This window comes from Serratia sp. PL7 (genome assembly GCF_945957435.1).
Map to the genome: position 1 here is coordinate 1 of NZ_CAMFLB010000006.1, position 23,664 is coordinate 23,664.

The 23,664-nt window shown below is 52.7% G+C and carries 23 protein-coding genes and 1 tRNA gene; 14 read left to right on the top strand and 10 right to left on the bottom strand.

Annotated features, from left to right (window positions below; translation table 11 throughout):
* A partial coding sequence (locus tag N6G83_RS24385) for a hypothetical protein (RefSeq protein ID WP_260524037.1) occupies nt 1–1,035 on the bottom strand: 1,035 nt, incomplete at its 3' end.
* The gene (locus N6G83_RS24390; protein WP_024528157.1) at nt 1,032–1,472 is read right to left on the bottom strand and encodes a hypothetical protein; all 441 of its coding nucleotides are present in this window, start codon (nt 1,470–1,472) and stop codon (nt 1,032–1,034) included. The genes N6G83_RS24385 and N6G83_RS24390, both read right to left, overlap by 4 nt.
* A 1,030-nt stretch (nt 1,473–2,502) precedes the next feature.
* Here N6G83_RS24390 and N6G83_RS24395 point away from each other — a divergent pair.
* A tRNA-Asn gene (locus N6G83_RS24395) sits at nt 2,503–2,578 on the top strand.
* A gap of 61 nt (nt 2,579–2,639) precedes the next feature.
* On the opposite strand, the gene N6G83_RS24400 is transcribed toward N6G83_RS24395, so the two are convergent.
* From N6G83_RS24400 to N6G83_RS24430, 7 genes are all read right to left on the bottom strand, one after another.
* Nucleotides 2,640–3,740 carry an alkylhydroperoxidase domain protein gene (locus N6G83_RS24400; protein ID WP_211134825.1) on the bottom strand — a complete coding sequence of 367 codons (1,101 nt, stop codon included), beginning with the start codon at nt 3,738–3,740 and terminating at the stop codon, nt 2,640–2,642.
* The gene (locus N6G83_RS24405) at nt 3,737–4,783 is read right to left on the bottom strand and encodes a putative FMN-dependent luciferase-like monooxygenase (RefSeq protein WP_211134824.1); all 1,047 of its coding nucleotides are present in this window, start codon (nt 4,781–4,783) and stop codon (nt 3,737–3,739) included. Before N6G83_RS24405 ends, N6G83_RS24400 begins: the two co-directional genes overlap by 4 nt.
* Nucleotides 4,780–6,423 (bottom strand): ABC transporter ATP-binding protein, encoded by a 1,644-nt coding sequence (locus N6G83_RS24410; protein WP_211134823.1) that lies wholly within the window; start codon nt 6,421–6,423, stop codon nt 4,780–4,782. Before N6G83_RS24410 ends, N6G83_RS24405 begins: the two co-directional genes overlap by 4 nt.
* The gene (locus tag N6G83_RS24415) at nt 6,420–7,310 is read right to left on the bottom strand and encodes an ABC transporter permease (RefSeq protein WP_211134822.1); all 891 of its coding nucleotides are present in this window, start codon (nt 7,308–7,310) and stop codon (nt 6,420–6,422) included. Before N6G83_RS24415 ends, N6G83_RS24410 begins: the two co-directional genes overlap by 4 nt.
* Nucleotides 7,307–8,251 carry an ABC transporter permease gene (locus tag N6G83_RS24420; RefSeq protein WP_211134821.1) on the bottom strand — a complete coding sequence of 315 codons (945 nt, stop codon included), beginning with the start codon at nt 8,249–8,251 and terminating at the stop codon, nt 7,307–7,309. Before N6G83_RS24420 ends, N6G83_RS24415 begins: the two co-directional genes overlap by 4 nt.
* 22 nt (nt 8,252–8,273) lie before the next feature.
* Nucleotides 8,274–9,899 (bottom strand): TIGR04028 family ABC transporter substrate-binding protein, encoded by a 1,626-nt coding sequence (locus N6G83_RS24425; protein ID WP_211134820.1) that lies wholly within the window; start codon nt 9,897–9,899, stop codon nt 8,274–8,276.
* A gap of 145 nt (nt 9,900–10,044) precedes the next feature.
* A complete protein-coding gene (locus N6G83_RS24430; protein ID WP_065683291.1) occupies nt 10,045–10,674 on the bottom strand; it encodes a hypothetical protein in 630 nt (209 codons plus the stop codon).
* An 84-nt stretch (nt 10,675–10,758) separates the two neighbouring features.
* Here N6G83_RS24430 and N6G83_RS24435 point away from each other — a divergent pair, with 84 nt between their 5' ends.
* Entirely contained in the window at nt 10,759–11,715 is a 957-nt protein-coding gene (locus N6G83_RS24435) for a LysR family transcriptional regulator (protein WP_024528143.1), read from the top strand.
* Here the strand turns inward: N6G83_RS24435 and alkB are convergent.
* Entirely contained in the window at nt 11,677–12,324 is a 648-nt protein-coding gene (gene alkB / locus N6G83_RS24440) for a DNA oxidative demethylase AlkB (RefSeq protein WP_024528142.1), read from the bottom strand. The genes N6G83_RS24435 and alkB overlap by 39 nt on opposite strands.
* 138 nt (nt 12,325–12,462) lie before the next feature.
* On the opposite strand from alkB, the gene rarD reads away from it, so the two are divergent.
* The 12 genes from rarD to N6G83_RS24495 all read left to right on the top strand — a co-directional run bounded on the left by rarD (nt 12,463) and on the right by N6G83_RS24495 (nt 23,577).
* Nucleotides 12,463–13,341, top strand: a complete 879-nt coding sequence (rarD, locus tag N6G83_RS24445) for an EamA family transporter RarD (RefSeq protein ID WP_074032276.1) — start codon at nt 12,463–12,465, stop codon at nt 13,339–13,341.
* Between the two features lie 411 nt (nt 13,342–13,752).
* Nucleotides 13,753–14,469, top strand: coding sequence for a DUF4123 domain-containing protein (locus N6G83_RS24450; RefSeq protein WP_260524038.1), 717 nt, complete (start codon nt 13,753–13,755; stop codon nt 14,467–14,469).
* Nucleotides 14,469–15,605 (top strand): hypothetical protein, encoded by a 1,137-nt coding sequence (locus N6G83_RS24455; RefSeq protein ID WP_260524039.1) that lies wholly within the window; start codon nt 14,469–14,471, stop codon nt 15,603–15,605. The genes N6G83_RS24450 and N6G83_RS24455 overlap by 1 nt, the downstream gene beginning before the upstream one ends.
* A 9-nt stretch (nt 15,606–15,614) precedes the next feature.
* Complete coding sequence (locus N6G83_RS24460) at nt 15,615–19,604, top strand: RHS repeat-associated core domain-containing protein (protein WP_260524040.1); 3,990 nt, start codon at nt 15,615–15,617, stop codon at nt 19,602–19,604.
* Nucleotides 19,601–19,867, top strand: coding sequence for a hypothetical protein (locus tag N6G83_RS24465; protein ID WP_098930593.1), 267 nt, complete (start codon nt 19,601–19,603; stop codon nt 19,865–19,867). The genes N6G83_RS24460 and N6G83_RS24465 overlap by 4 nt, the downstream gene beginning before the upstream one ends.
* A 390-nt stretch (nt 19,868–20,257) precedes the next feature.
* The gene (locus N6G83_RS54950; RefSeq protein WP_138106379.1) at nt 20,258–20,443 is read left to right on the top strand and encodes a polymorphic toxin type 43 domain-containing protein; all 186 of its coding nucleotides are present in this window, start codon (nt 20,258–20,260) and stop codon (nt 20,441–20,443) included.
* A 69-nt stretch (nt 20,444–20,512) separates the two neighbouring features.
* A complete protein-coding gene (locus N6G83_RS24470) occupies nt 20,513–20,818 on the top strand; it encodes a hypothetical protein (RefSeq protein ID WP_211136602.1) in 306 nt (101 codons plus the stop codon).
* A gap of 282 nt (nt 20,819–21,100) precedes the next feature.
* On the top strand, nt 21,101–21,610 hold the full coding sequence (locus N6G83_RS24475) for a hypothetical protein (RefSeq protein ID WP_138106316.1): 510 nt from the start codon (nt 21,101–21,103) through the stop codon (nt 21,608–21,610).
* A 1-nt stretch (nt 21,611) separates the two neighbouring features.
* The gene (locus tag N6G83_RS24480; RefSeq protein WP_211136601.1) at nt 21,612–22,079 is read left to right on the top strand and encodes a hypothetical protein; all 468 of its coding nucleotides are present in this window, start codon (nt 21,612–21,614) and stop codon (nt 22,077–22,079) included.
* Nucleotides 22,080–22,459: 380 nt separating this feature from the next.
* Nucleotides 22,460–22,843, top strand: coding sequence for a hypothetical protein (locus N6G83_RS24485; RefSeq protein WP_211136600.1), 384 nt, complete (start codon nt 22,460–22,462; stop codon nt 22,841–22,843).
* 34 nt (nt 22,844–22,877) lie between these two features.
* Nucleotides 22,878–23,324 carry a hypothetical protein gene (locus N6G83_RS24490; RefSeq protein WP_211136599.1) on the top strand — a complete coding sequence of 149 codons (447 nt, stop codon included), beginning with the start codon at nt 22,878–22,880 and terminating at the stop codon, nt 23,322–23,324.
* A 4-nt stretch (nt 23,325–23,328) separates the two neighbouring features.
* On the top strand, nt 23,329–23,577 hold the full coding sequence (locus N6G83_RS24495) for a hypothetical protein (protein ID WP_074031949.1): 249 nt from the start codon (nt 23,329–23,331) through the stop codon (nt 23,575–23,577).
* Nucleotides 23,578–23,664 lie beyond the last annotated feature (87 nt).

Consider the following 23,664-nt stretch of genomic DNA (forward strand, 5'->3'; position numbering starts at 1 on the left):
TTGGGCAGCCAGTTGCTCCTGCAGTTTCGCCATCGCCTGCTGGGACTTCTGGTCATTCTCTTTGCTACGTGCTGACAGTTGATCTTGCAGCTGTGTTACCTGCAAGGCTTTTTGTTCACTGTCTTTTGCCTGGGCAGCCAACTGTGCTTGCAGTTTCGCCAACGCCTGCTGATTTTGCTGCAGTTGCTTGGCCTGCTCGGCTTTTTCATCGTTAGTTTTAGCATACGCCGTCAGTTGCTCTTGCAACTTGGCACCAGCCTGCTGCAACTGTTTCACCTGCTCAGCTTTCTGCTGGCTGTCTTTGGTCTGGGCAGCCAGTTGCTCCTGCAGCTTCGCCATCGCCTGCTGGGACTTCTGTTCATTCTCTTTGCTACGGGCTGACAACTGGTTCTGCAGTTGGGCAATGGCCTGTTGATTTTGCTGTAACGTTTGCTGCAGTTGCTTGATCTGTTGCGCTTTTTGTTCGTTATCTTTGGTTTGCGCTGCCAATTGTTGCTGCAATTGCGAACTGTTACGTTGCTCCTGCTGTTGCAGCTTCATTTGCTGCATCTGACGCTCGCTTTCCTTGGCCTGTGCGGCAAGCTGCTGCTGCAGCCGCGCATTTTCACGTTGGCTTTGCTCAATGGCCTGTTGCAGACGCGCCAACTCTGCTGAAGAACCCGCTGACTGAGATTGCGCTTTACGCAACTGTTCAAGAGCCGCTTCCTGGCTGGTGACTTTGGCTTTCAGCTGATTGATGGTTGCCTGCAGCGTCTTCATCTCGCGAATACGCTCACTGCCCCTCTCATCCGCCGACTTTGCCAGTGCGTTAGGTTTGCTGCCGGCAGGCTTACTACTTTTGGGTCTTGCAGGTTCTGCTGTATCCAGTTGGGAAGGCGTCAGAAACAGGAGTGCCGGAGCCTCATCCACCTGGCGTGTGATCGCGTCCAGTGAATTCAACGCATGGGCATCGGGATTAACCGCCTCCTCAGCCCTTACGACTCCTAGCGGCAACGCCAACGTCAACAAGGCACCGCAATATATCCTGCGTTTCATTTCACGCTTTCCCCTCTCTGGATCAGGCCTTGCAGGACATCACGTTCGATCTCGGCACATAACTGATTGGTCTTGTATTTGTACAACGCATCAAGAGTGTCTTTGGTTGTCGAATTGACATCGCCGCGCACCGCGCTATAAACCGAGGCATTGTTCACCAGACGGTTAAAGTTGGCCTGTTTGACCGCGTAAGCCTTCGGATTAACCTGCTTGAGTGAGGCCAACTCGCTTTGGCAAAGGCCAATCTTGCTGGTTTTGGTTTCTGCGGCAACCGGTTGTGGTGGCGGGGACACGCTGATCTGCTGAGGGGGAGCTTGTACGGTGGTCGCTGGCGAGTCTTCTTGCGAACGGGTCTGTGCGGTTTTCTGGCATCCTGCCAGCAATAAACCACTGCACAGTATTACGCCTAAACAGAGGTTCTTTTGGGTGCTTATCATCGAAAATTCCTTTCAAAAAATTCCGTTACCGATAGGTCAACTCAGACAAGATCGGTTATATCCTGGATAAATAATATGTGCACTTTTCAGCAATGATATAGGGGAGGCTCTTCAGTAGCAAACATTCACTGGAGCTATACTATGGCCGCTCATTGCCCCTACTCTTGCAACATTCGCCATGGTCTATTGACTTAACGAATACTGAGCCGGGTTTCCTCGGTGACCTGCATAGCGCAATAATGCGCCGCAACTTGCCAGCGATTTAACCTACCCACGACGTTTATGAAGTGCAAAATAATACTGGTATTTTGTATATCCAGCAACTCTACAAGCGAGCCTGAACGCCGAGTTGCGGGGCAAAAACGGCGTTAGTCGCCAGGAAGGATAAGGATACGCTCCGGTATGCAACAGCATCCACTCTGATCCCCCGGTAAAGAAAACCGCAAAAAATCAAAATAATATACATTAAAAACAATTAGATAGATTAATTAATGACGATATCCGCCGCTATGCTTCTGCCCGTCATTTTTCCGAATAAAGATGACTATTAACCATGATAAAAAATAGATGTTTATATTATTAAAAATGCATTTTTTGGCGATTTACTCCACACGTGCCCGGATGATTTTCTATAACGACAGCACGAACCAAAGATTTATCCGAGGCATTCTGATTGTTGTGTTAAAAATACGGGGTTTGATGATAATCCTTAAGCTGGCTCTCCCATCGATTATTAGGAACAATCCCCACAAATTACAGGAAATATCTTAGCAAAAAATCTCATTTCCTCGCTTTATTATTAGGAATTTTCTCGGCCTTGCTCTTTAAAATATCCACACCTCGCAAAATTCGGGATTAACTCACAAAATGTGTTCGGCCTACATTGATAGTGGACTGCCTGCCAGTGATAAAGTTTAAGCTGCTGGAAAATAAGCCGATTTGCTCATAACCTCGACAAACGGAACTTTTGTGCATTTTCATGCTTTACAAGCCCCATCGGCACCGCTATTATTCGCCCCGTTCACACGATTCCTCTGTAGTTCAGTCGGTAGAACGGCGGACTGTTAATCCGTATGTCACTGGTTCGAGTCCAGTCAGAGGAGCCATATTTAGAAAAGCCCGCTTAGGCAACTAAGCGGGCTTTTTGCTGTTTAAACACCGTATGACTCAATCGTCATAAGGTTCGCCGAGCGTGAGCATCAACCGGTTGGCCCAGGCGAAGAAGGCCGTCGCCTGCACCAGGTCCAACAGTTCCAGTTCGCCCAACCCTTGTTCGCGTAACGCAACCAACTGAGCCGCGTTGGCCTGTGGTGGCGTGGCCGAAAGCGCGGCGGCAAAGTCTATTTGCGTACGCCAATCCTCACCCTGCCCCTCGCTCAAGATCCCTCCAGGCGCGACATCCAACAGGCGCTGCACCTCATCTGTCCTTTTAGATAACTGCGCCGCTTTACGCACATGCACCGAAGCACAGTAAATACAGCCGTTCACCTTGCTGGCCACCGCCGCAGCCAACTCCCGATCCTGGCGGGCCAGACCACCAGCGGTGTAGAAAATGGCCCTATCCGTGATGGTTCGTTGTTCCAACACCGCATGATCGCGCGCCAACAAACGGAAATAGTCAGAATTCGCGTGACCGAACTTGGTCAGCAAGGCTTTTCCCGGCTCGTCAAACGCCTCCAAGGGCTTAGCAGCAATCCAAGGCTCCCATCCCAACTCCTGGCTGGTGAACGCAGGCGGTGCATGGCGGCCACTGGTTGTATGGCTCGCAGTGCGCCAAGCGGAGGCTCGGACGGGAGCACGACCGCTGGTCGCTACCGGCAATCCAGCCAGCAAGCGGTAGCCGAACAACAGACGGCTCTGGAAACTGACAAAGGCGATCAGTTGTGAAAGCGTGACAATGTCATCCAACGACCACCCCGCCTGTTGCAGAGCCTGTAAGTGTTTGGCTTCGGCCCCGGCAGGCTTGAAGGCCAGGCGTTCTGCATGATCCAATGCAGCCTGCAAACGTGGGCCGTCTGCGGGCTGAGCTTGTTGCAATTGGGCATAATGCGCCGCCAGTTGCCGATCGCCGTGCCATTCACTGATACGTTGTGCCAACAGCAGGCGCTCCGCAATCCCAAAGCCGCCCACATCCTGTGGCGCGAACAGCCTCTGATAGCTGGCCTCAATCCCGTCGGTGGCCGCCTGACGTGTTGCTCTGGCCTGTGCCAAAGGAGAGTCTGGGGCGATTTCAGCAAGTCTGGTCAGGTGATCCTGGGTGTCGGTCATACGTTTTCCTCTGCGTGATGTGAATAAGCCAACGTGGCAGGATTGCGCCGCTGCCAGCCCAGTGCCGGTGCAACGTCGCGAGCAATCAGCTCAATGGAGCGCAAAATATAGGCGTGTGGCGGATCGATAGAGTGCACCTGAAATGCCAAATCGGTGACGCGGGCCAGCGCGCTATCGCGTTGCAACGAGGCGATCACCTGTTCTGGCGTACCGAGATGCACGTCAAAAGCGCGGATCAGACCGTCGAGCGATTCATCCTGCACCTGATGCCCACTGGCGCGTAAACGCTCCAATCCACGGCTAAGCCCCTGTGCAGCAAAATCCCGTGCACGGTTCTGATCTTCGGTCACAAAAGCGGTGCGCGATCCCATGATGCGGGGCTCCACCCCAGGCGGCAGCGCGGCGAGATAGGCATCAATAATCGGATTTTGCAGCTCATCGAGTGGCGTATCCGGTGTGGCTGGCGGCCGGGGTTGAGTACGTGACAACATCAGCCCATCCCCAGCCTTACCAGCCCGGATCCCACCTTCAACCGAGAAGGTGGCTTGCCAAACGCGTTTTTTCAATTGGGGAGCGGCCGGATAGAGACGGTTGGCCGCGTTGCCGAGCGCTTCGCCGCCCCAGGCATCCAGCAGAATGCGTAAATTATCGTTAAACGCCGCATTACGCCGCTCGGCATCAATACCAAAAGCGCTAAACGAAGACGGGGTTCCTCCTGCCGCCAGCCCCACTTCCAACCGGCCACCAGATAGCAGATCCAACACTGCCGTATCTTCCGCCACGCGAACGGCAGACTCCATCGGCAAGGTGATCACTCCAGTCCCCAAACGAATATGCCGGGTGTGCGCCGCAGCCTGAGCCAAAAAAACCAGGGGTGAAGGCAGCCCGCCCTCATCCTGATGAAAATGGTGCTGCGCAACCCAGGCGGTGTCGAACCCGGCGCGTTCGGCATGGACAATCTGCTCGGTGGCCAGCCGGTAACGTTCCTGAGCACTGCCGTTATCCAGCAGGCGGGTAAAAAAGCCGAGACGTTTAGCGCTCATGAGGCATCCTTCAAAGTTTGATACATCCCACGGCCAGGAATGGCCGCAATCAATTGGCGGGTATAGTCACTGCCCGGCCGGGCAAATATCTCGGCGGTAGTGCCCACATCTACCTGCTCCCCACGGCACAGCACCGAGACGCTGTGCGAGATTTGCCGCACCGTCGCCAGATCGTGCGAGATAAACAGGTAGGTCAGCCCCAGCTCCTGCTGTAGCTGCTGCAATAAGCGCAGGATTTGCGCCTGCACGGTCACGTCTAGTGCCGAAGTGGCCTCATCCAATACCAACACCCGAGGTTGCAGTATCAGAGCACGGGCGATGGCGACCCGTTGGCGTTGGCCACCGGAAAGCTCACGCGGTTTGCGCGTCAAGAGCTCGGCAGGCAGAGCAACTCGCTCGAACAGTTCCCGCACCCGCCGGTAACGCTCAGCCTTGGCGACAGGCTCAAAGTTGAGCAACGGCTCTTCGATCGCCTGATACAAGGTTTGCGCCGGATCGAGCGAAGCAAAGGGGTTTTGATAGACCAGTTGGATACGCCGCCGAAACTGGCGCAGCGCCTCGCCCTTTAGCCGGGTAAAATCGACGCCGTCGATAACGATCTGCCCAGCATCCGGCCGCTGAAAACCCAACAGGCAGCGGGCCAAGGTGGTTTTACCGGAGCCAGACTCGCCGACAAGCGCATGTGTGGTGCCGCGCTGCACGCTGAACGACACCCGATCCAAAGCGCGGAACGGCTGCCCGCCTCTGCCAGCAAAACGGAAATCCTTCACCAGTTCGTTGACGACGATAGCCGGTTCCGCCTTACGGACAATCGCTGGCGGAGCGACGGAGGCCAGCGAAGGCACATCGGCAAACAAGCGGCGGGTATATTCATGCGCCGGTGCCTGCAATACCGCCGCCGTTTGCCCCTGTTCTTGTACCCTGCCATGACGAAATACCAGCAGCCGATCGGCCCGTTCCGCCGCCACGCCCAAATCATGGGTGACGAACAGCACCGCCGTGCCAAACTCCTGACGCAGTTCGTCGATCAGATCGAGAATGCGTTTTTGTACCGTCACGTCCAACGCACTGGTCGGTTCATCGGCAATAATCAACGCAGGCTGTAACGCGATGGCGATGGCAATCAGCACCCGCTGTTTCATACCGCCAGAAAGTTCGTGCGGATACTGACGCGCCCGCAATTCCGGATGAGTCAGCCCTACACGGGTGAGCAACTCTACTACCCGAAGCTGTACCCGCTTGCGTGGCAGGCGTCGGTGAATATTAATGATCTCGGCAACCTGCTCACCGATGGTTTTAACCGGGTTCAGCGAACTGGCGGGATCTTGCGGGATCAGGCTTATCTGCGCACCACGCACCGCATCCAACTGGCGCGGTGACCAGTGCGCAATATCGGTGCCATTAAGCCGGATAGCCCCCTGCTCCAGGCGGCCATTTTCCGCCAGCAGGCCGATAATCGCCTGGGCCGTGGTGGTTTTCCCCGATCCAGACTCCCCAACCAGGGCAACGACTTCCCCCGGCTGAATGGTAAAAGAAACGTTGTGTACTACCCGCTGGCTGCTGTTGCCCTGCTGATAGGCGATAGAAACGTTATCCAGCTCCAGCAAGGGCACAGGTGAAACGGTTGTCTGTGGGTTCATCGGCGCGCGCTCCCTAATGCATGGCTGATTCGGTTGGCGGCCAGCACCACGGCAACCACCATCAGGCCGGGGAAGGTAGTCAGCCACCAGGCCGTTGAGATGTAGTTACGCCCTTCGGCGATCAGCAAGCCCCATTCCGGCGTGGGCGGTGGCGTGCCGTATCCCAGAAAACTCAGGGTGGCAATCGCCAGAATGGCATTGCCAAACTGTAGGGCAGAGAATGCAATCACCGAGGTCAGCGAATTAGGCAAAATATGCCGCCATAGCACCGCCCAAAAGTGTCCGCCGCTGCCGTAGGCCGCTTCAACGTAGTCGCTGTGCCGCACCCTCAGCACCTCCGCACGTGCCAGACGCGCAAAGTTGGCCACCGACGAGATCCCCACCGCCAGCGCCGCATTCACCGTGCCGAAGCCCAGCAGGATAATTACGCTCAAAGAAAGCAGCAGCCCAGGGATCGACAGCAAAACATCAACCAAGCGCATCACAACATCATCGACGATGCCGCCTAAAGCCCCAGCGACCACACCCAGCGACGTCCCCACAACCAGCCCCAGCGCCACGGCAACTAGCGCTGCGGATAAAGTGTGCGATGCGCCATAGACGATCCGGGCGTAGAGATCGCGCCCCAGCGGATCGGTGCCTAGCCAATGTTCACCACCGGGTGCCAGACGTTGTGCTCCGGCAATCCCTTCCGTGCCGCTGTACACAGTAAAGAGTTCTGGGGCGATCGCCCATAGCACAGCGATCCCAAGCACGATCCAGGCTAGCCACAGGCTAAGCGGATAACGCCGCTGAGCAGGCCTGGCTGTGCGTACACTCCCTTCGGCTTCCCCACCGGACAGATCGCGTTCCGGCATCACGGATTTTTCCAACGGAATACTGCTCATCGGGTCGCTCCTGCATAGGTTTTCAGTCTGGGATCGAGCAACGGGAACAGCAGATCGACCAGCAGATTGAGGAAGACAAAGGCGGCGGCAGAGATCATCACCACCGCCTGTAGCACCGCCACATCCTGGTTCACGACCGCCTGCTGTGTCAGTTGTCCCAGGCCACTGCGGCCAAATACGGTTTCGGTGATCAGCGCTCCGGCGATCAGTTCGCCAAACAAAATGCCCGCGATAGTCAGCACCGGCAGCATGGCGTTACGCGCCACATGTCGCCACAGCACTCCGCTACGGCTAGCCCCTTTGGCACGCGCCACCGCCACAAACGGCTGAGTTTGCACGCTATCAATGCTGCGGATCAGGATCTGCGCCAGCGGTGCAGAGATTGGGATTGCCAAGGTGGCGATCGGCAACAGTAGGCCAACCCACTCGCCTGGATTAATGATCGGCACCAGCTTCAGCCGGAATGAGAAGATCTGGATCAACACGATGCCAAGCCAGAAGGTGGGAACCGACACAAACAGCGCAGGCAGCGATTGCAGCGTCGATTTCAGCCAGCCAAAACCGGTCAGATTGGAGACAAAGGCAATGACCAGTGCCAACAGCAAGGCCAGGGTGAAACCCAGCACCGCCAGTTGCAGGGTGGCAGGCAGGTTGGCAGCCAGCAAGGCACTCACCGGCACGCCGTTCTGGATCGAATAGCCCAAATCACCGCGCAGGAAATTCCCCAGCGTATGCAGATATTGCTGCCACAGGGGGATATCGGCACCGTAGGCGGCGCGCATGTCGGCAATCTGCGCCGGACTAAGGCCCATATCCGGGTTCTGAAATTTAATCAGGATCGCGTCGCCTGGCAGCACCTGCAGCAAGATAAACGACAGCGTAAATGCCGCCCACAGCACCAACAACGCCTGCCCGGTTCGGCCACTCAGGTATTTCAGCATCTTTATCTCCTCGAATATGGCGTTACCGTTTCTCTAACCACGCGCCATAGAAGCTTGGCCGACCCACGGCTTCAAAGTTGACACCTTTCAGATAGGGAGCACCGGCAAAGACCTGCGGCTCTTCAAAGAACGGGATCACATAGGCCTGATCCAGCAGATACTTTTGCGCCTCACCGGCAATCTGTAAGCGCTTGGCCGGGTCCACTTCAGAGGCGATCCCCAGCAGCAGTTGGTTCAGTGAGTTGTCGATAAATTTACTGTTCTGGCTGGTGCCCCCCTGCTGCAACAGGCCATCACGATTGGTGGGATAAAACTGGCTTTTAATCACATCGGGATCGGCACGGCCCACTTCTACCACCGAAGCCGGGGTCTTTTGCGGATCGAGGTTATCCGCCACCCGGCTACCTGCATCGCCTGCCAAGATATTCAACCGCGCCCCCACCTTGCCCCACTGCTGCGAGACCAGTTGTAGCACCGCCTTGTTTTGCGGCTGTGGCAGCGACTCGTACACCGTTAACAACAGCTTCTTACCATCCTTCTGGCGCAGGCCGTCGCTGCCCTTTTGCCAACCGGCGTCATCCAGCAGGCGGTTGGCCTTCGCCAGATCGAAGGTCAATTTATCGGAGAGATCGACAAAACCGGCTGCCGAGGAGGCAATCACCGATTTAGCTTGTGGGTAGTTGGCAGAGAACAGCGTATCGACGATCTGTTTGCTGTCGGTGGCATGCAGCAGCGCTTGCCGCACGCGAATGTCGGCCACCAGCGGATTGTCTGGTCTGAAGGCAATGCTGTCGTTGACGCCACGGGTTGGCGCAGCATAGATCGTAAAGCCCTGATCCTGGGTTTGCTTCTCATCGTAAGCCTGGATCTGGCGAATAAAGTCCGCCTGTCCGGCCTGCAACGCACCAATTCGCACGCTGTCTTCCGGGGTGACGATCACCTTGATGGCATCCAGATTGGCCCGCCCTTGCTGAGCCAGCTTGGCTGGTCCCCAGCGATAGTCTTTACGTACGCTGAGATCGACCTCGCGCCCCAGGGTTTCACCGCTCACCACAAACGGGCCAGAGCCGATAATATGGCGCGCATCACCCAGTTCATCGTATTGGCGGTTCAGCGTGCTGAGCGACACCAGCCCGGAACCGATGGTCGCCGTACCTTGCAGGAAACCTGGGGACGAGCGTTTGAAATAGAATTTGACCGTCAGCGGATCGATGACCTCACTGTGGTCATAGTTATTGATCACCTCGGAAACCGGCAAGCGCAGCGATTTATTGCCCAAACCGTAGGTATCAAAGTTCTTCGCTACCGCGTTGGCATCCAGCGGCGTCCCGTCGGAGAACGTCACGCCGGGGCGAAATTTGAAGGTATATTCCGTTTTATCAGGGTTGCTGGACCAGGACTCGGCGATCCAGGGTTCGATCTCCAGCGTCTTGGGGTTCTGGTAGGTCAGCTTGTCGGTGATCTGGTTAAGGATACCGCCGTTGGGATAAAACCCGCCGGAAGGGGGATACAGATTGGTATGCGCCTGCTGCTCCAGATAGATCAGAGTGCCGCCCTGCACCGCCGCAATGGCCGGGCTCGCCGCAGCCGCAGCGCCTAAAACCACTGCCAGTCCGCTGGTTAACGCCTTGAAAGGAAAATTAAACATGGGTGCCGTGCCTTCTTTATGTCGGTTTGTTATGGGTTAGATAACAAACCAAAACGGCACGGAGTTGAACGAACTAATTTCGCTAACTAATGATGAAAAAAGCAGTAACGCGCCAAGCAGTGGCCAGGCACGCCTACACGCCCCATCAATCCACCTGATACTGCACAATCAACTGCCCTTTCTTCATCTTGACGGCGGTGATTTGCACCTTGCCCAACTCCGCCAGCGAACGCACATGGGTGCCACCGCAGCCATAAGCTGGCAGATCGCCAAACCCGACCTGGCGGACGCCTTGCTGCTCTTGCTGCCTACGTGGCAAATCGGCGGCGATCAAATCCATCAGCCGTTGCTGTAAATATTCCTGTTCCAACACTGTTGTCTGCGCACCCGGCGCAAAGGTAATACGCCCTTCCCCCGGCCAGTGGTGCGCTTTCACCGGCTGCCAGCCTTGGCCCTCCCCCAGCCAGCCAATCAAATGCCCGGCAGAATGCCAACGGGTATGCAGGTGTCGTTGTTCACCGTCGATCTCCAGCGTGACCAGGCCACAAGGCAATGGCTCGGCCAGATAATGGAGTAATTGATCGCCCTGCGCGGCAACTCGTAACACCGCTACGCCGCCGATCGTGCCGCTATCGCTTGGCTGCCCGCCGCCCTGTGGGTGAAACAGTGTCGCATCCAACTGCACCGCATAGCTGCCATCCTCTTGCGCCGTGCAGGACAATACCCGTGCCTGGAGTTGCAAATCATCGTGATAATAATAAAGTCGTTCGGTCATGGGCTCTCTCCTGGTTAACGCCGTTATTATATTCGTGCCATAATCGGCTGATAATCCGTCTTCACTACAATGGACCTTTGCGCCATGAGCACAAATCTTTCCAGCGCACTGCTGGTTGAAATGGCCGTATTTGTTCAGGTGGTGGAAAGCGGCAGCTTCTCCGCCGCCGCCCGCCAGTTGGGCAGCTCCCCTTCTGCCACCAGCCGCAGCGTTGCCAGGTTGGAACAAGCGCTGAACGTACGGCTGTTGCACCGTACCACCCGCAAACTGCGCCTAAGTGAGCAAGGGGAGGCCGTTTTTCAGCGCTGCCGCAGCATGCTGGATGCCGCCAACTCAGTGTTGACCATCAGCGGCCAGGGCAGCTCAGAGCCGGAAGGGACGATCAGCGTCAGCGTGCCGAAGGCCGTCGGGCACTTTGTTCTGCATCCTCACATGCCGGCGTTCTTGCAGCGCTATCCGCAGGTGGATGTTCATCTACGGTTGGAAGACCGCTACATGGATTTGATCGACGATCGGGTCGATCTGGCACTGCGCATCACCGACCGCCCGTCACCGGGCCTGATCGGCCGCCCGTTGATGACCATCGAACATTTGCTCTGCGCCACTCCGCATTACCTGGCCCAGCAGGGCACGCCGCGTCACCCAAGAGACCTGACGGAGCATAGCTGCATATATCTGGGGGAGACGCCCAGCGACGCACGCTGGCGTTTTCGCCGCAACGGCAAAACGGTTTCGGTCAATGTCCGGGGGCGCTATGCCGCCAACCACACAGGGGTTCGGTTGGACGCGGTGAAACAGCATATTGGTATCGGCAGCCTGCCCTACTTTACCGCCCACCAGGCGCTGGCCAGCGGTGAGATTGTGCAGGTGTTGCCAGAATGGGATTTCCTCAGCAGCTATCATGGCGATCTGTGGCTGCTATATGCCCCAACTCAGCATCTCCCCCCCAAGTTGCGGGTATTTATTGACTATCTGGTGGCCAGTTTAGGCCAGGAACCCGCGTTAAAGCGCCTTGCGCAGGGTGATATTGATGCGGTGTGACCCCACCAGTGAATGATAACCCTCTTTCACCGGCATGATGCCGTGGAAACACAATCGCGACGGGCCGCCCCAGACCACCACGTCACCGTGGGCCAGAGGGATACGCTGCGTTCTGTCGCTGCGTTGCAGGCCACCAAACTGAAAAACGGCCGGTAGCCCCAGCGATACCGAAACGATCGGTGCCGTAAAATCATGCTCGTCAATATCTTGATGCAGCGAAAGCTTGCTGCCCGGATCGTAGCGATTCATCAGGCAGGAATCCGGGACGTAATGACCAAACCCGGCCTGCAAAGCCGCTTCATCGGCCAAAGCCAGCAAAATTGCCGGGATTTCTGGCCAACTTTTGCCGGTTCCGGGATCGCGCTGCGAATAGCGGTAGCCATTACTGTCGCTGTTCCAGCCGTTGCCGCACCAGCTCATGGCCACCGACATGGTGAAACCGCCCGGCGTGGTCATATGCCGCCAAGGCACCTGTGCCACCACGCCGTTGACCGCCGCCAGCAGTTCCGGCCCGTGATCGCGAACAAAACCGTGCAATACCACCGCCCCCGGCGCGATTTCCTCACGCCAGGGCGGTGGCAGCGCATCTTCAAACAGATCGATTGTCATCGCCTTTACCTGGATAAATACACAGGTGTAATTCTAACCGCTTGGCCGTTGTTGTCCAGTCCGGCGTAATTCATTGTTGTTAGAGCTAAATAACCTTAGAGTAGCCGCAGGAAATTCCATTAATAATCAGGAACGCTGGTGATCAAGGGCATCATACTTTCCGTCGTCGCTTCCCTGCTGTTCGGCGTGATGTATTACTACACCTCAATGCTAACCCCACTCGACGGCGAGGAAATCTATGGTTGGCGCACCTTGCTGACGCTGCCGTTTCTGACGCTGTTTATGCTGCTTTCCGGCGACTGGGTGCGGGTGAAAGAGATGCTGAACTGGCTACGGCAGCGCCCGCATCGCGTGCTGTTGTTACTGCTCACCACCTCAATACTAGGAGTTCAGTTGTGGCTATTCCTGTGGGCACCGCTGCACGGTATGGCACTGGATGTCTCACTCGGCTATTTCCTGTTGCCGCTGACCATGGTGTTGGCAGGGCGAGTGTTTTTCCGCGATCGCCTGTCTGTGCTGCAAAAGATGGCGGCCCTATGTGCACTGGTTGGCGTGGGTAATGAGCTGATCCAGGTGGGCGGGGTTTCCTGGTCAACGCTGGTAGTCGCGTTAGGCTATCCCGTTTACTTTATTCTGCGCCGCCGCTTGGGCACCGATCATTTGGGCGGACTGTGGTGTGAGCTGACGCTGATGCTGCCGGTTGCCGCGCTGTTTGCCCTTGGTGGCTCAGAACCGCTGGCGGCGCTGACGGCCAAACCGCTGCTATATTTGCAAATCCCGCTGTTGGGCATTATCAGCGCGCTGGCGCTGGTGTGCTATATCCTGGCCAGTCGCCTGCTCCCTTTCAGCCTGTTTGGCCTGTTGAGCTATGTAGAGCCGGTATTGTTGGTGATCGTCGCACTGCTGTTGGGTGAAACCATTAACGCCAACCAGTGGCTGACCTATCTCCCGATCTGGCTGGCGGTCATGCTGCTGGTACTGGAAGGTGCACGCCATCTGCTACGCAGAAGAATGTAATGCTGAAAACTGGCCTCATTACATAGTGCTAGGCTTGCAACTCAATGGGCGCAGCATGCGGCGCCCCTACGGTCGAGCATCTTTGCCCCGACAATTCAGCAATTCTATCTGAAGATTTACCTCCTACTGCCAAACCAAAATCATTACTAAAAATTATATTTAAAATATCAAACATAAAAAACAGTAATATTTAAAACAACTTTTTCGCCATTAATTGTGCGAAAACGTTGCTCTAAGATTTTATCCTTATTACTCTACGCAACTCATACACTCCAGATATGTTAATGATATCCCCGGCAAAAGTGCCAGTTCTGTCTCGTTTTAATCGGGAAAGAGGGATATCGAGCGCGCTCTTGCCATTTAAGCAACCGCCACACTCACTATTTGCGTCGTCGTCAAGGAAGAGCTGAGATGCAACAGACCCTACAAAACTGGTTGAAGAACACGGCTGGTTCACCGCTGTACGCTGTCCTGGCCAATACCAACGGTGCTGAAGGCATCAAGGCCTATTACCGTGAGGACGGCAGCCGCACGCCGTACGGGCTTTACGCCAATACGCCGTATGCCAACTGGTTCGAGGTGATGCCGGTGCTGGTGCCGCTCACTGATGGCAGCCCGTTCCTGCACTGGGTGGCAGAAACGCCCCTGCGCAACTGGGGCTGGTTGGCGCGTTCACCGTTACCGCAGGTTGCCCTGGCGGCCCACCTTGCCGGTTTGACTCAGGTGATCATGCCTGGGGGTAAAGCGGTGTTTTTCCGCTACTGGGATGGACGTTTTCTGCCGGCACACCTGCGTTATATGGGGGAGCACTGGATAGATGTTCTGCCGGTGTTCTCGGATTACTGGATAAACGGCGAGGTGTTTACCTGCCCGGTAGATCCCACGGCGCAAGCCCAGGTTAGCCCCTGGTGGCAGGTGCCGCAACGTCTGATTGACCAACTTCTGAAAACGGATCCTGGGCCGGTGATTGCCCAGGCATTACAGCAATTGCAGGAAACCCGTGCCGATCTCTATGGGCGTTTTCCCCCTGCCTTACTGGAGATGAAGATCCGACATTTACTGGTGCAAAGCCATGGGCAGCGTGAAGGGCTGATGGCTCGCATCGTCACCACATTGGAGAGTGAGTGATGAGTTATTATGGGTATGGCAACAACTCGACGACGTATACCAGCAGCGCATACGGGAATTACAACAAACGGGTGACGATCCCTGCTGACCCCCTGACCCCTGAAACGCGTTATCAACAGGTCGTCAGCAGCTTTAAAAATTGCCTGAAACGCTACCACGATACGACAGAGTTTCCGCTATTGGGCAGCTTGCTGTTGATGGATCAAGAGGTGAAAGTCGGGGACTTTGTCATTGCCACCAAGCGGATAGACAATGAAAAGTTTAACGGCATCATGCAGTGCACCCTTAACCAACCCATTACCCTGACGCACGCCTTTGAAGCCAAGGGGTATATTCCAATCGCGGGTTCGCCCTTCAAGATCATCAAACGTAAGAAAAAGGCCCCGGAACAGTTTCAGCAGATAGCCTATATGAGTGTCAACCAGGCATACGGGCCTTACTACAACAATATGGCGTCCTCGGACTTTGAGGACATCACGGTGCTGGATGGCCTGGCTTTCGATGACAACGGGATGGCCACCATCGAACTGCCCGAGTGCGACGATGCCTACACCTATCACGTTGTCGTCAACGCCCAGGCCAGCAGTGAAAGTAACCTCCAGCGGCTGGATGAATCCTACAGCGAGCTGATCGTCAAGTGTACCAACCTGCTGGAAACCCAGTGGGGCACACAGCAGCGGGCAGCTTGGCAGGCTTTTGCAGCCCAGGGCTCTCAGGTGGACTTTACCCAGGCGTTCAAGGCCTTTTTTGCCGGGTTACGTGACAAAATCCTCGAATTGTACCAGACCGCCAAAAAGATCGTGCAATGGGTCACCAGTGAAAACGTGGATGCCATGCTGGCTTATATCGGCCAGAAGGGGGTGGATAAAATGAAAGAGCTGTATGAAAGCGGCAAAAAAGAGATTGCCGATACATTAGTGATCCTCTCCGATGAGGTACTGATGTTTATCTGTGCCCACGCCTTATACAGCTACTTTTGCCTGCTGACACCGCAACAGATCGCCAATTTTGCCGGGGGAGCGGCAGGTGAGCTGGTCATGATGCTGTTGCTCTACATCGTGCTACCCGGTTCCGTAGCAAAAATAGCCCTGGACGGGTTGGATAGCTTAGCCGGTATTAAACCGGCGACTAATTAAGGAGAGCCAATGAAACCGTTGTTTCGTGCCAATGCCACCGCAGGGAAAGAGATCATGGGGGGGATTAGAGAAATCATTACCCTGATCAATGAGCACATCCCCCACTATGTGGCCATGAACCCTACCCGGGCAGGAGCAGTACCGTTAAATATTAAAAAAACCGCGAATATCGACTCCGCTGGCTTGGGCAAGGGGCTGGAAAATCAGAGCAGTGTGGTCGCACGCTCTAATAATCTTAATGAAATCAAGATTGAATCGCCGATCACCCAGGCCAACAGCAGCGGTCAGAATCCGCAGGGTAAGGCGACGCCAAGAAGCGAGAACGCTGATCTGGATGGCGATCCGATATCATTGTGCACCGGCGAAGAACTGTTGACGATTAGCGAAGGCAGCCTGCCAGGGTTGTTGCCCTTCACCTGGCAGCGTTTTTACCGCACCAGCGCCTGTGAGTTGGATCTGGGGTTGGGGTACGGCTGGAGCCATAGCCTTTCCCACCGCCTGCATTTTACCGACGACACCATTGTCTGGCATAACGATGAAAACCAGCGGACCCCCTTCCCCTATCCGAATGCCGAACACCCTACCCTGACCAATGTGCTCGGGGGCGCGGTGCTGGCCCTCGGTAGCCACGAGAACGAATACTTCCTCACCTTTGGCGGTGGCGCAGGGGTGTATACCTTTGTGCGTGAGGGAGAATGGGGGCGGTTGACCGCCCTCAGCGACAAATATCACAACCGTCTGCAACTGGAATACGATCGCCAGCAGCGCCTGATCCACCTACAGCATGCGCAGGGCCGGTTGTTGTTCCAGTACACGGATGATGACTCGGCGCACATCGCGCAGGTCCATTTGCAGGCACTGATCCGTGAAGAGGCCTATCGTGATGCGGTCTGGGTGACGCAGCAAGTGCTGGCACATTACACCTACAACGCGGCCGGGCAACTGGCCAGCGCCCTGAACGCCTGTGGGGAGCAAGAGCACTACCAGTACAACGAGGCCCATGTCATCACACAGCGCCAGTTGGCGGGCGGCGCCTGTTTTAACTGGGCCTGGGAAGGCGTGGGACCAGCATCACGCTGTATCCGTCAGTATGGCAATTTCGCCCAGTTAGATACCCGTTACCTGTGGGACGATAACCAGCGGCAGGTGACGCTAAGGCGCTGCGACGGCAGCCAGGAGATTTATCAATACGACGGCCAGGCCCGGCTGATTTTCCGGCGGGCAGCGAACGGTGCAGAAACCCGCCATACGTACAACGAAGAGGGGTTACGCGTCAGCACCACCGATGCGTTGGGCCAGCAGACCCGTTATTTTTATGACGACGCGGGTAACCTGGTGCTCGAACTGAGCCCGGATGGGAGCATGACACGCTACACCTATCTGGACGGTCAGCTCAAGCGGGTGGCCAAGGGTAGTGGTCGCCTGGAGCAAGTGTGGCTCAATAGCATTAATGAACATGGGGATATCTACGCGGCGCGCTCACCTGGGGAACAGGTGACCGAGTACGACTACTTCCCGAACGGGAAGATGCGCGCCGTTACCCATCCTGACGGGGTGACACAAACGTATCGTTGGGATAACGTAGGGCGTTTACTGGAGAGTACCACCAGTGGCGGTAGCGTGCGCCGTTACCGTTATACCCCCCTTGGCACCCAGCCGATCGCCGTCACCGATGAAGCAGGTAATACCACCCATTTTGTCTGGGATGCGTTGGAACGGTTGCTGGAACAGACCACGCCGGACGGCCGCACCCAGCAATACCGTTACAATGCCTATGGCAAGGTAACCGAATCGCGCGATCCGGCCGGTTTGGTGACCCGCTACGAGTACGCAGCTCCCCTGCATCTGCTGACGCGCAAAATCCTGCCAGATGGCAGTGCGCTGGAGTACCGTTACGACAACACGCACCTGCAGGTCAGTGAGATCCTCAACCCGAAAGGGGAAAGTTACCGCCTGGCTTACACGGCGACGGGGCTGCTGAGTGAAGAGATTGGGTTTGACGGGGTTAAAACCGCGTATGCATACGATCTGAACGACAGGCTGATTGAAAAACAAGAGTACGGCAATCAGCCAGATGCGGAGCCGCTGGTCACCACCTACCAGCGCGACTGGCAGGGAAAACTGCTGCGTAAGACCCTGCCGGATGGGCAGGTAGAGCAGTACGACTATGATGCACTGGGGCGGTTAATTGCCGTCAATGACGGGCAGACACCGCTGGCCTGGGAATACGACATCGCCAATCGCCTGGTGGCAGAGCACCAGGGGTGGGCAACGCAGCGTCATGAGTACGATCCGCACAGCGGGTTGTTGAAAGGCAGCCGACTGCCAGACGGCCAACAGCTGGCCTACCACTACCAGCATGGCCAGGTGCAGGGGATCACGCTGAATGAACAGCCGCTGCTGGCGTTCAGCCACGACAACGCCGGGCGCGAGCAGGAGCGGCGGCAGGGCAACGGGCTGGTCAACCGCTACCAGTACGATAGTCTGGGGCGTATGGTGGAGCACCGCTTGCAGGGGCCCGGCGAGATGGGGCTACAGCCACTGTGGGAGCAGCATTACCGTTACCAGGCGCAGGGTGAACTAGCGAGCATCACGGGCAATGCCCCACGGGAATACGGCTATGATGCGCGGGGGCAGTTACTGAGTGCACAATTCCCCGGCAGCCACACAGCGGTAGATCGGCACAGCGTAGCAGGGGAAAGCTTCCTGTACGACGGGGCCGGTAACCGGGTCAGTGAACAGGGCGAGCGGGACAGCGCCCCTGGCAACCGGCTGGCGTTTTTTGGTGACAGGCACTTCGAGTACGATCGCTTTGGTAACCTGGCGGTAGAGCGGCGCGGCAAGGCCCACAAATTGGTGACCACCTTTGCCTATGACTGTCGGCACCGGCTGATAAAGCGGACCGATCCGCACGGGCAAGTAACCACCTACACTTATGATGCGTTTAACCGCCGAACCAGTAAAACCGTAGAGGGCCGGACCACAGAATACCTGTGGCAGGGCAATAAGCTGATTGCGGAAACGGACAATCAGCAGCACTGGCAGACGTTCTTGTATGAGCCGGGTAGCCACAGGCCGATGGCGACGGTGGTGGGCTCTACACGGGTGAACAGCCCGAAGGTCAGGACCTATTGGTACCAGAATGATCACCTTGGTACGCCGCACAGCCTGACGGACAGCCAGGGCAATACCGTATGGCGGGGGCAGTACAGCGCCTATGGGCAACTGACCGAGGAATGGACGCCACCGGATGATCCGTATGAACACCCACAACCGAAGGTCAACAACCCACTGCGTTTTCAGGGGCAGTACGAAGATGCGGAAAGCGGGCTGTATTACAACCTGAACCGGTATTATGATCCGGGAGTTGGGCGGTATCTGACGGCGGATCCGGTGGGATTGCTGGGCGGGTTAAATGGGTATGCTTATGTCAATGGAAACCCTGTGGGTTGGGTAGATCCGTTGGGGCTGTTTAAGGTAGACAGTAACGGATTTGAAGGGGTAGAGAAACTACAGAATGACCTGGTCGAAGTGTATAGAGTTCAACCTATTAATAATTCATCAGATATTCTTCTAGGTGGCGCTTTTTTGGATCAAAGATTAAAAGGTCGCAGCTTATTGCAAGCTAATAGAGAACGTCATCGTTTAATGAGACGTATGACGTCTGATGATCCTAGTGTCGCAGTAAATGCTATGCAGCAAGCTCAGGGAGGAAGGGCTAGTAGCCCAGTAATATCAACAACTCTTGATAAAGCTGGCGCAGAGGCTAATTTAGCTAAACTTGGATCAGTTGGTGTTCCTGCTGAGTTGATTACTATCAGAGGCCCTCGCTCAGGAGGGATTGACTTCAATCTAGAACTAATTCAACGTGGGGGTAGGACAAAACGGTTCGGTGATGAAGATATGAAAGAATTTGGAATCAAAGATTTATATGTTCCAGCTGAGGGTAAGAGTAAATCAGGATTCGAGATAATCGATAGAGTGAGAACAAAAGAATGAGTGAACTTACAGTTTTTTGGAAAAAAGAAGCCGTCGGTAAGATACTTGACCCGCAACCAGATAATTTCCATCTATGCGGAAAATGGCAACCTATAGCAAGTAATTATTTAGATGATTTTATTAATGACGTACAAGAAACCGAAGATTCTTTAGTCTGCGTAGGAAGTGAAGAAAAAGGTTTAACTGGAGTAGTTTGTGCGGTACCTGATGAGTACATAGACGTTTTAATTAGAGACTCCTATAAGAATCTTCATGAATTATAGTAATAACCAAAGAGCGGTCCTCTGATCGCTCTTTAGTTGTAAGCCTAAACAAACCTTGAACGCTGAGAATTTCAACTCAGTAACGGCTAAGGATTATTTTTAAGTTAATCGTTCGAATAAGGAAGCACATTATCATTGATGATGATGTGCCTGTTTCTGATATCTCAACAAGGAAAGTATATATGGTTAACCATGAAGCTAATAGCTTGCAACTAGCGGCGTTTTTGGACTAGAGCCTGCATCAAAATCATCTGGGGCAATTCGTCATTATTCTCCGCCAGCAAATAAAGCAATAGAATATGTTTATGACCCTAAAATAGGAAAATTTTACGTAGGATGCCATAAAGATCCACCCCCTTATATTCACCTCATGAAAATGTTGCAGAAGCTATAAAATCAGATAGAACAGAAGTTTTAGGTGGAATGTTTAGACGAGGACAAAATGGGGGATTTCTTACAAATGAGCACAGTGGACACTATGGAGAACGCTGGACATTAGAACTTCGTGATAAATTTGTTAACCAAATGAAAGAGTACGGAATTGATGTCAAACATCAAAGGTGGAAAAATGAGTAATAGTGAAAAAAACTGACCATGAGGAATGGGAATGGTATCTGCTTATTGAATGATGGGCAATGGGTCGTCATGTCCAATAACAAGATCCCCCCCCTTAAAACCAGCGATGACTTTTGGTTTTCCTTCCCTATTTTGGAATGCTCACCTCAGCCAACCAAGGAGAAGCTTGGTGATGATTTTCCATATAATGAACTTTTAAAACATGCTCTTTGTAGTGAGTCAAAATATTGGTCAAGCCTTGCATTGCAATGGCTAGAGCTCATCAGTTTGGATGAAAAAATTAAATTAAAAGAGATATTGGAACTAATTGTGTTGGATAAATCTCACCCCCAGCGCAGCCGACATTTAGCTAGGAAATATTTAAAGGATATGTAATTTATTTTTATATAATTAATGCAATAAATGAAGTAAAAAAACTGAATTACAGCCTTGAGAATGGGAGTTCAAACTCAGGGCTGAACCTCATTATTACACTACCAATACCGCCTGCACAGCGCTGATAACGACCTCGCCTAGGCTAATCTTACCACCAGCCCCAACGCTACCGGCCAACCCACTCCCATTCAGCCAAGCACAGTAAGAAAATGCGGAAAGCGGGCAGAATTACTACCTTAACCGGTGGGTGTTTGGTGTTATTTTCTGGCGGCTCTGATAGGGTTGGCGGGTGGGCTCAATCCTTATCAATATGTTGATGTAAACCCGGTTGGCTGGGTAGATCCTCTGGGTTTAAAAGGACTCCCTGGGTTTGATAATCAAGCTACAGGAAATAGAAGCCCAGAACCTGAAATACTTAGGCCACAAGAAAATATTTATATACCGAGAGACCAAAATGGAAACCCTATTGAATTAGTTAAGCAACGTGTTAACGGTCAGGATATACCTCTCCCTCATCCCGATGCTGAAGGAAGAGCGCACACGGTTCTAGGAGGTAAAGTAAGCTCGGAAGGTGGTGGAGTGTATAGACAGTCAGCTGAATTCCCAGAAAATACATGGCCTTTAGCTAATGGGCAACCCGTACCTATAAGCGAAGTTCACTGGGGGGATCATGGTAAGCCTCATCATCATCCAAACCCTCACCAGCACCCTTTTATATTTGACGGGAAAATTTGGTTAAGAACGAAAGGTAACCAAATGCTTCCATTTAACACATCAACGCAAGGGAAATAGTATGGATATCTATGTGGATTTATTTTTACCGAAGGGTAATGATGTTTGTCATTTAAAAGAAGACCTAATATCATGGGGGGGGGAGAGTTTCTCCCAATCCCCAAAAAAATATTCTTGGATGGACACACTGAAATTCGCCTCCCCCGAACACTCTCCATCATACGAGATTTTATTACCTCAAAATGTAGAGTTAGATAATTACTCAATATATTCAATTGACGATAATTCGATATATGAGTGGGAGCAGGATGTTAATAATCACCTAGTATCTAATAACTATTTAAAAAAATTCATCACCGATGAATTACCTAATATAGACTCATGGATAGCTGCTATTTCATTTGATGAAGACATTATTGACAACATAAAGAAAGTGATTTTCATCAATAATGTTAACGAACTAATAGAAGAGATAGAGAAAGCAATGAACTGGAATGATACCAATGGTTTCATTGCTTATAAAATATAACTTAATTTTATAGCTCATCCTTTAATAAATAATTAGGAGCTACCAAGGGATGAACTGCTGTATTAAGAGTATATGATAGAACGAAGGTGAGGGGTTATTCAGCTTCCAGAAGGTAAAACTGGTTTGCAGGATATACCCCTCCTATTAGAGGATGAACTCATAACGAAGGAAATGTTTTTAGCATTAATCCATATACTTCCTGGATGCGAGACCATGCTATAGCTCGTTCCTATTCTCAGACTGATGGTATAATTTTGGAGTTAAAGCTGAAGCCAAGACGGTAATTAAAAATGGTCACAGGAGCTTTCTGATAGAAAATATTTTGAACAAGAAGTTCTTATGCAAGGGATTCGTGATAGCGGCATCGAGGTATTTAAACCATGATAACTATTGATTTTTTGATACGCAGGCTCAGTTGTTTTGATAATAAAATATTGTCTAAAGAGACAATTGATTTACTTTCGACCTCGATAAAATTGATCGAGGTCGAATATGATAAAAACATAGCTATTAATGAGTTTAAAATACATCGAAAATATCTTGACAAGGCTGGTGTTAAATATTTTGGAATTAATGAGCTAATAGATATACTTATGAAAATTTCAGATGAGAAAATATTAATTATAAATTGCCACAATGAAAGTCATGTATTGAAAATTTTTATGGATCTAAATCATAATGTTATTGGTGTGGTGGGATTTGAAAAACGTAGAAGAACTCCAGAAGAGATTGAACGGGAAATGCATAATTTAAGAAGAAAGTAGATTTTGTGCTATACCTAAAATACCATCATCATCAATGGATGATTTGTTGGCGACTGGAAAGCTGCCGGGTAACTCAGGCAAAATTATTACAGATCGAAGTGTTTCTTATAGCGACCTATTCAAATTAAGCACTAATAACTCTACCGGTTTTCCAAAAGAAGTTTTACTAGTTAGGCAGGAGATTGATGGAAAAATGCGTCATGTAATCTATTCTGGAGATGCTGGTCGTGTTGGCGAACCTAAAAATAGTAGGCCAATAGCACATACGCATCCTACAGAAAACATTTATCAGCAATGGCCATCACCTGGTGATATGAAAACCATCAATGGATATTATTATGCGCAACTTGATATAAAACAAAACCATAAGACCCAAGCACACTCCATTATTTGGGGAGATAAACCAGGAGAAACAACTACAATTTACCCTGGACCAGGAAAAGAACCTCTCCCATCTAGAAACCCCAAAAAGAGGAAGTAATTCCATGAGTAAAAATGATAAAATTACCGACCAAGAAATCACAGAAAAGCTGACTTCAGATGGAATAAGCCTTGATGAATACATTATACAAGAGACATATTCTGGTGACTATGAGTTAGCAGCAAGATTAACTGACGGGCGATACTTTAATTTTTTTTGGGAAGATGAACAATTTCATCAAGCAGCTTTAGAGTTTATCAAGAGAAGAGGAGCTGAAATTATTTCATGGGATGATTATGTGCATAAAAATTGAAGCTAATTATTTGTGACGAGACAATAAAATAATATTAGCCCTGAGAGCAAAATTATTATCATATCGCGAAGTTTTTCAAGGTGAAAA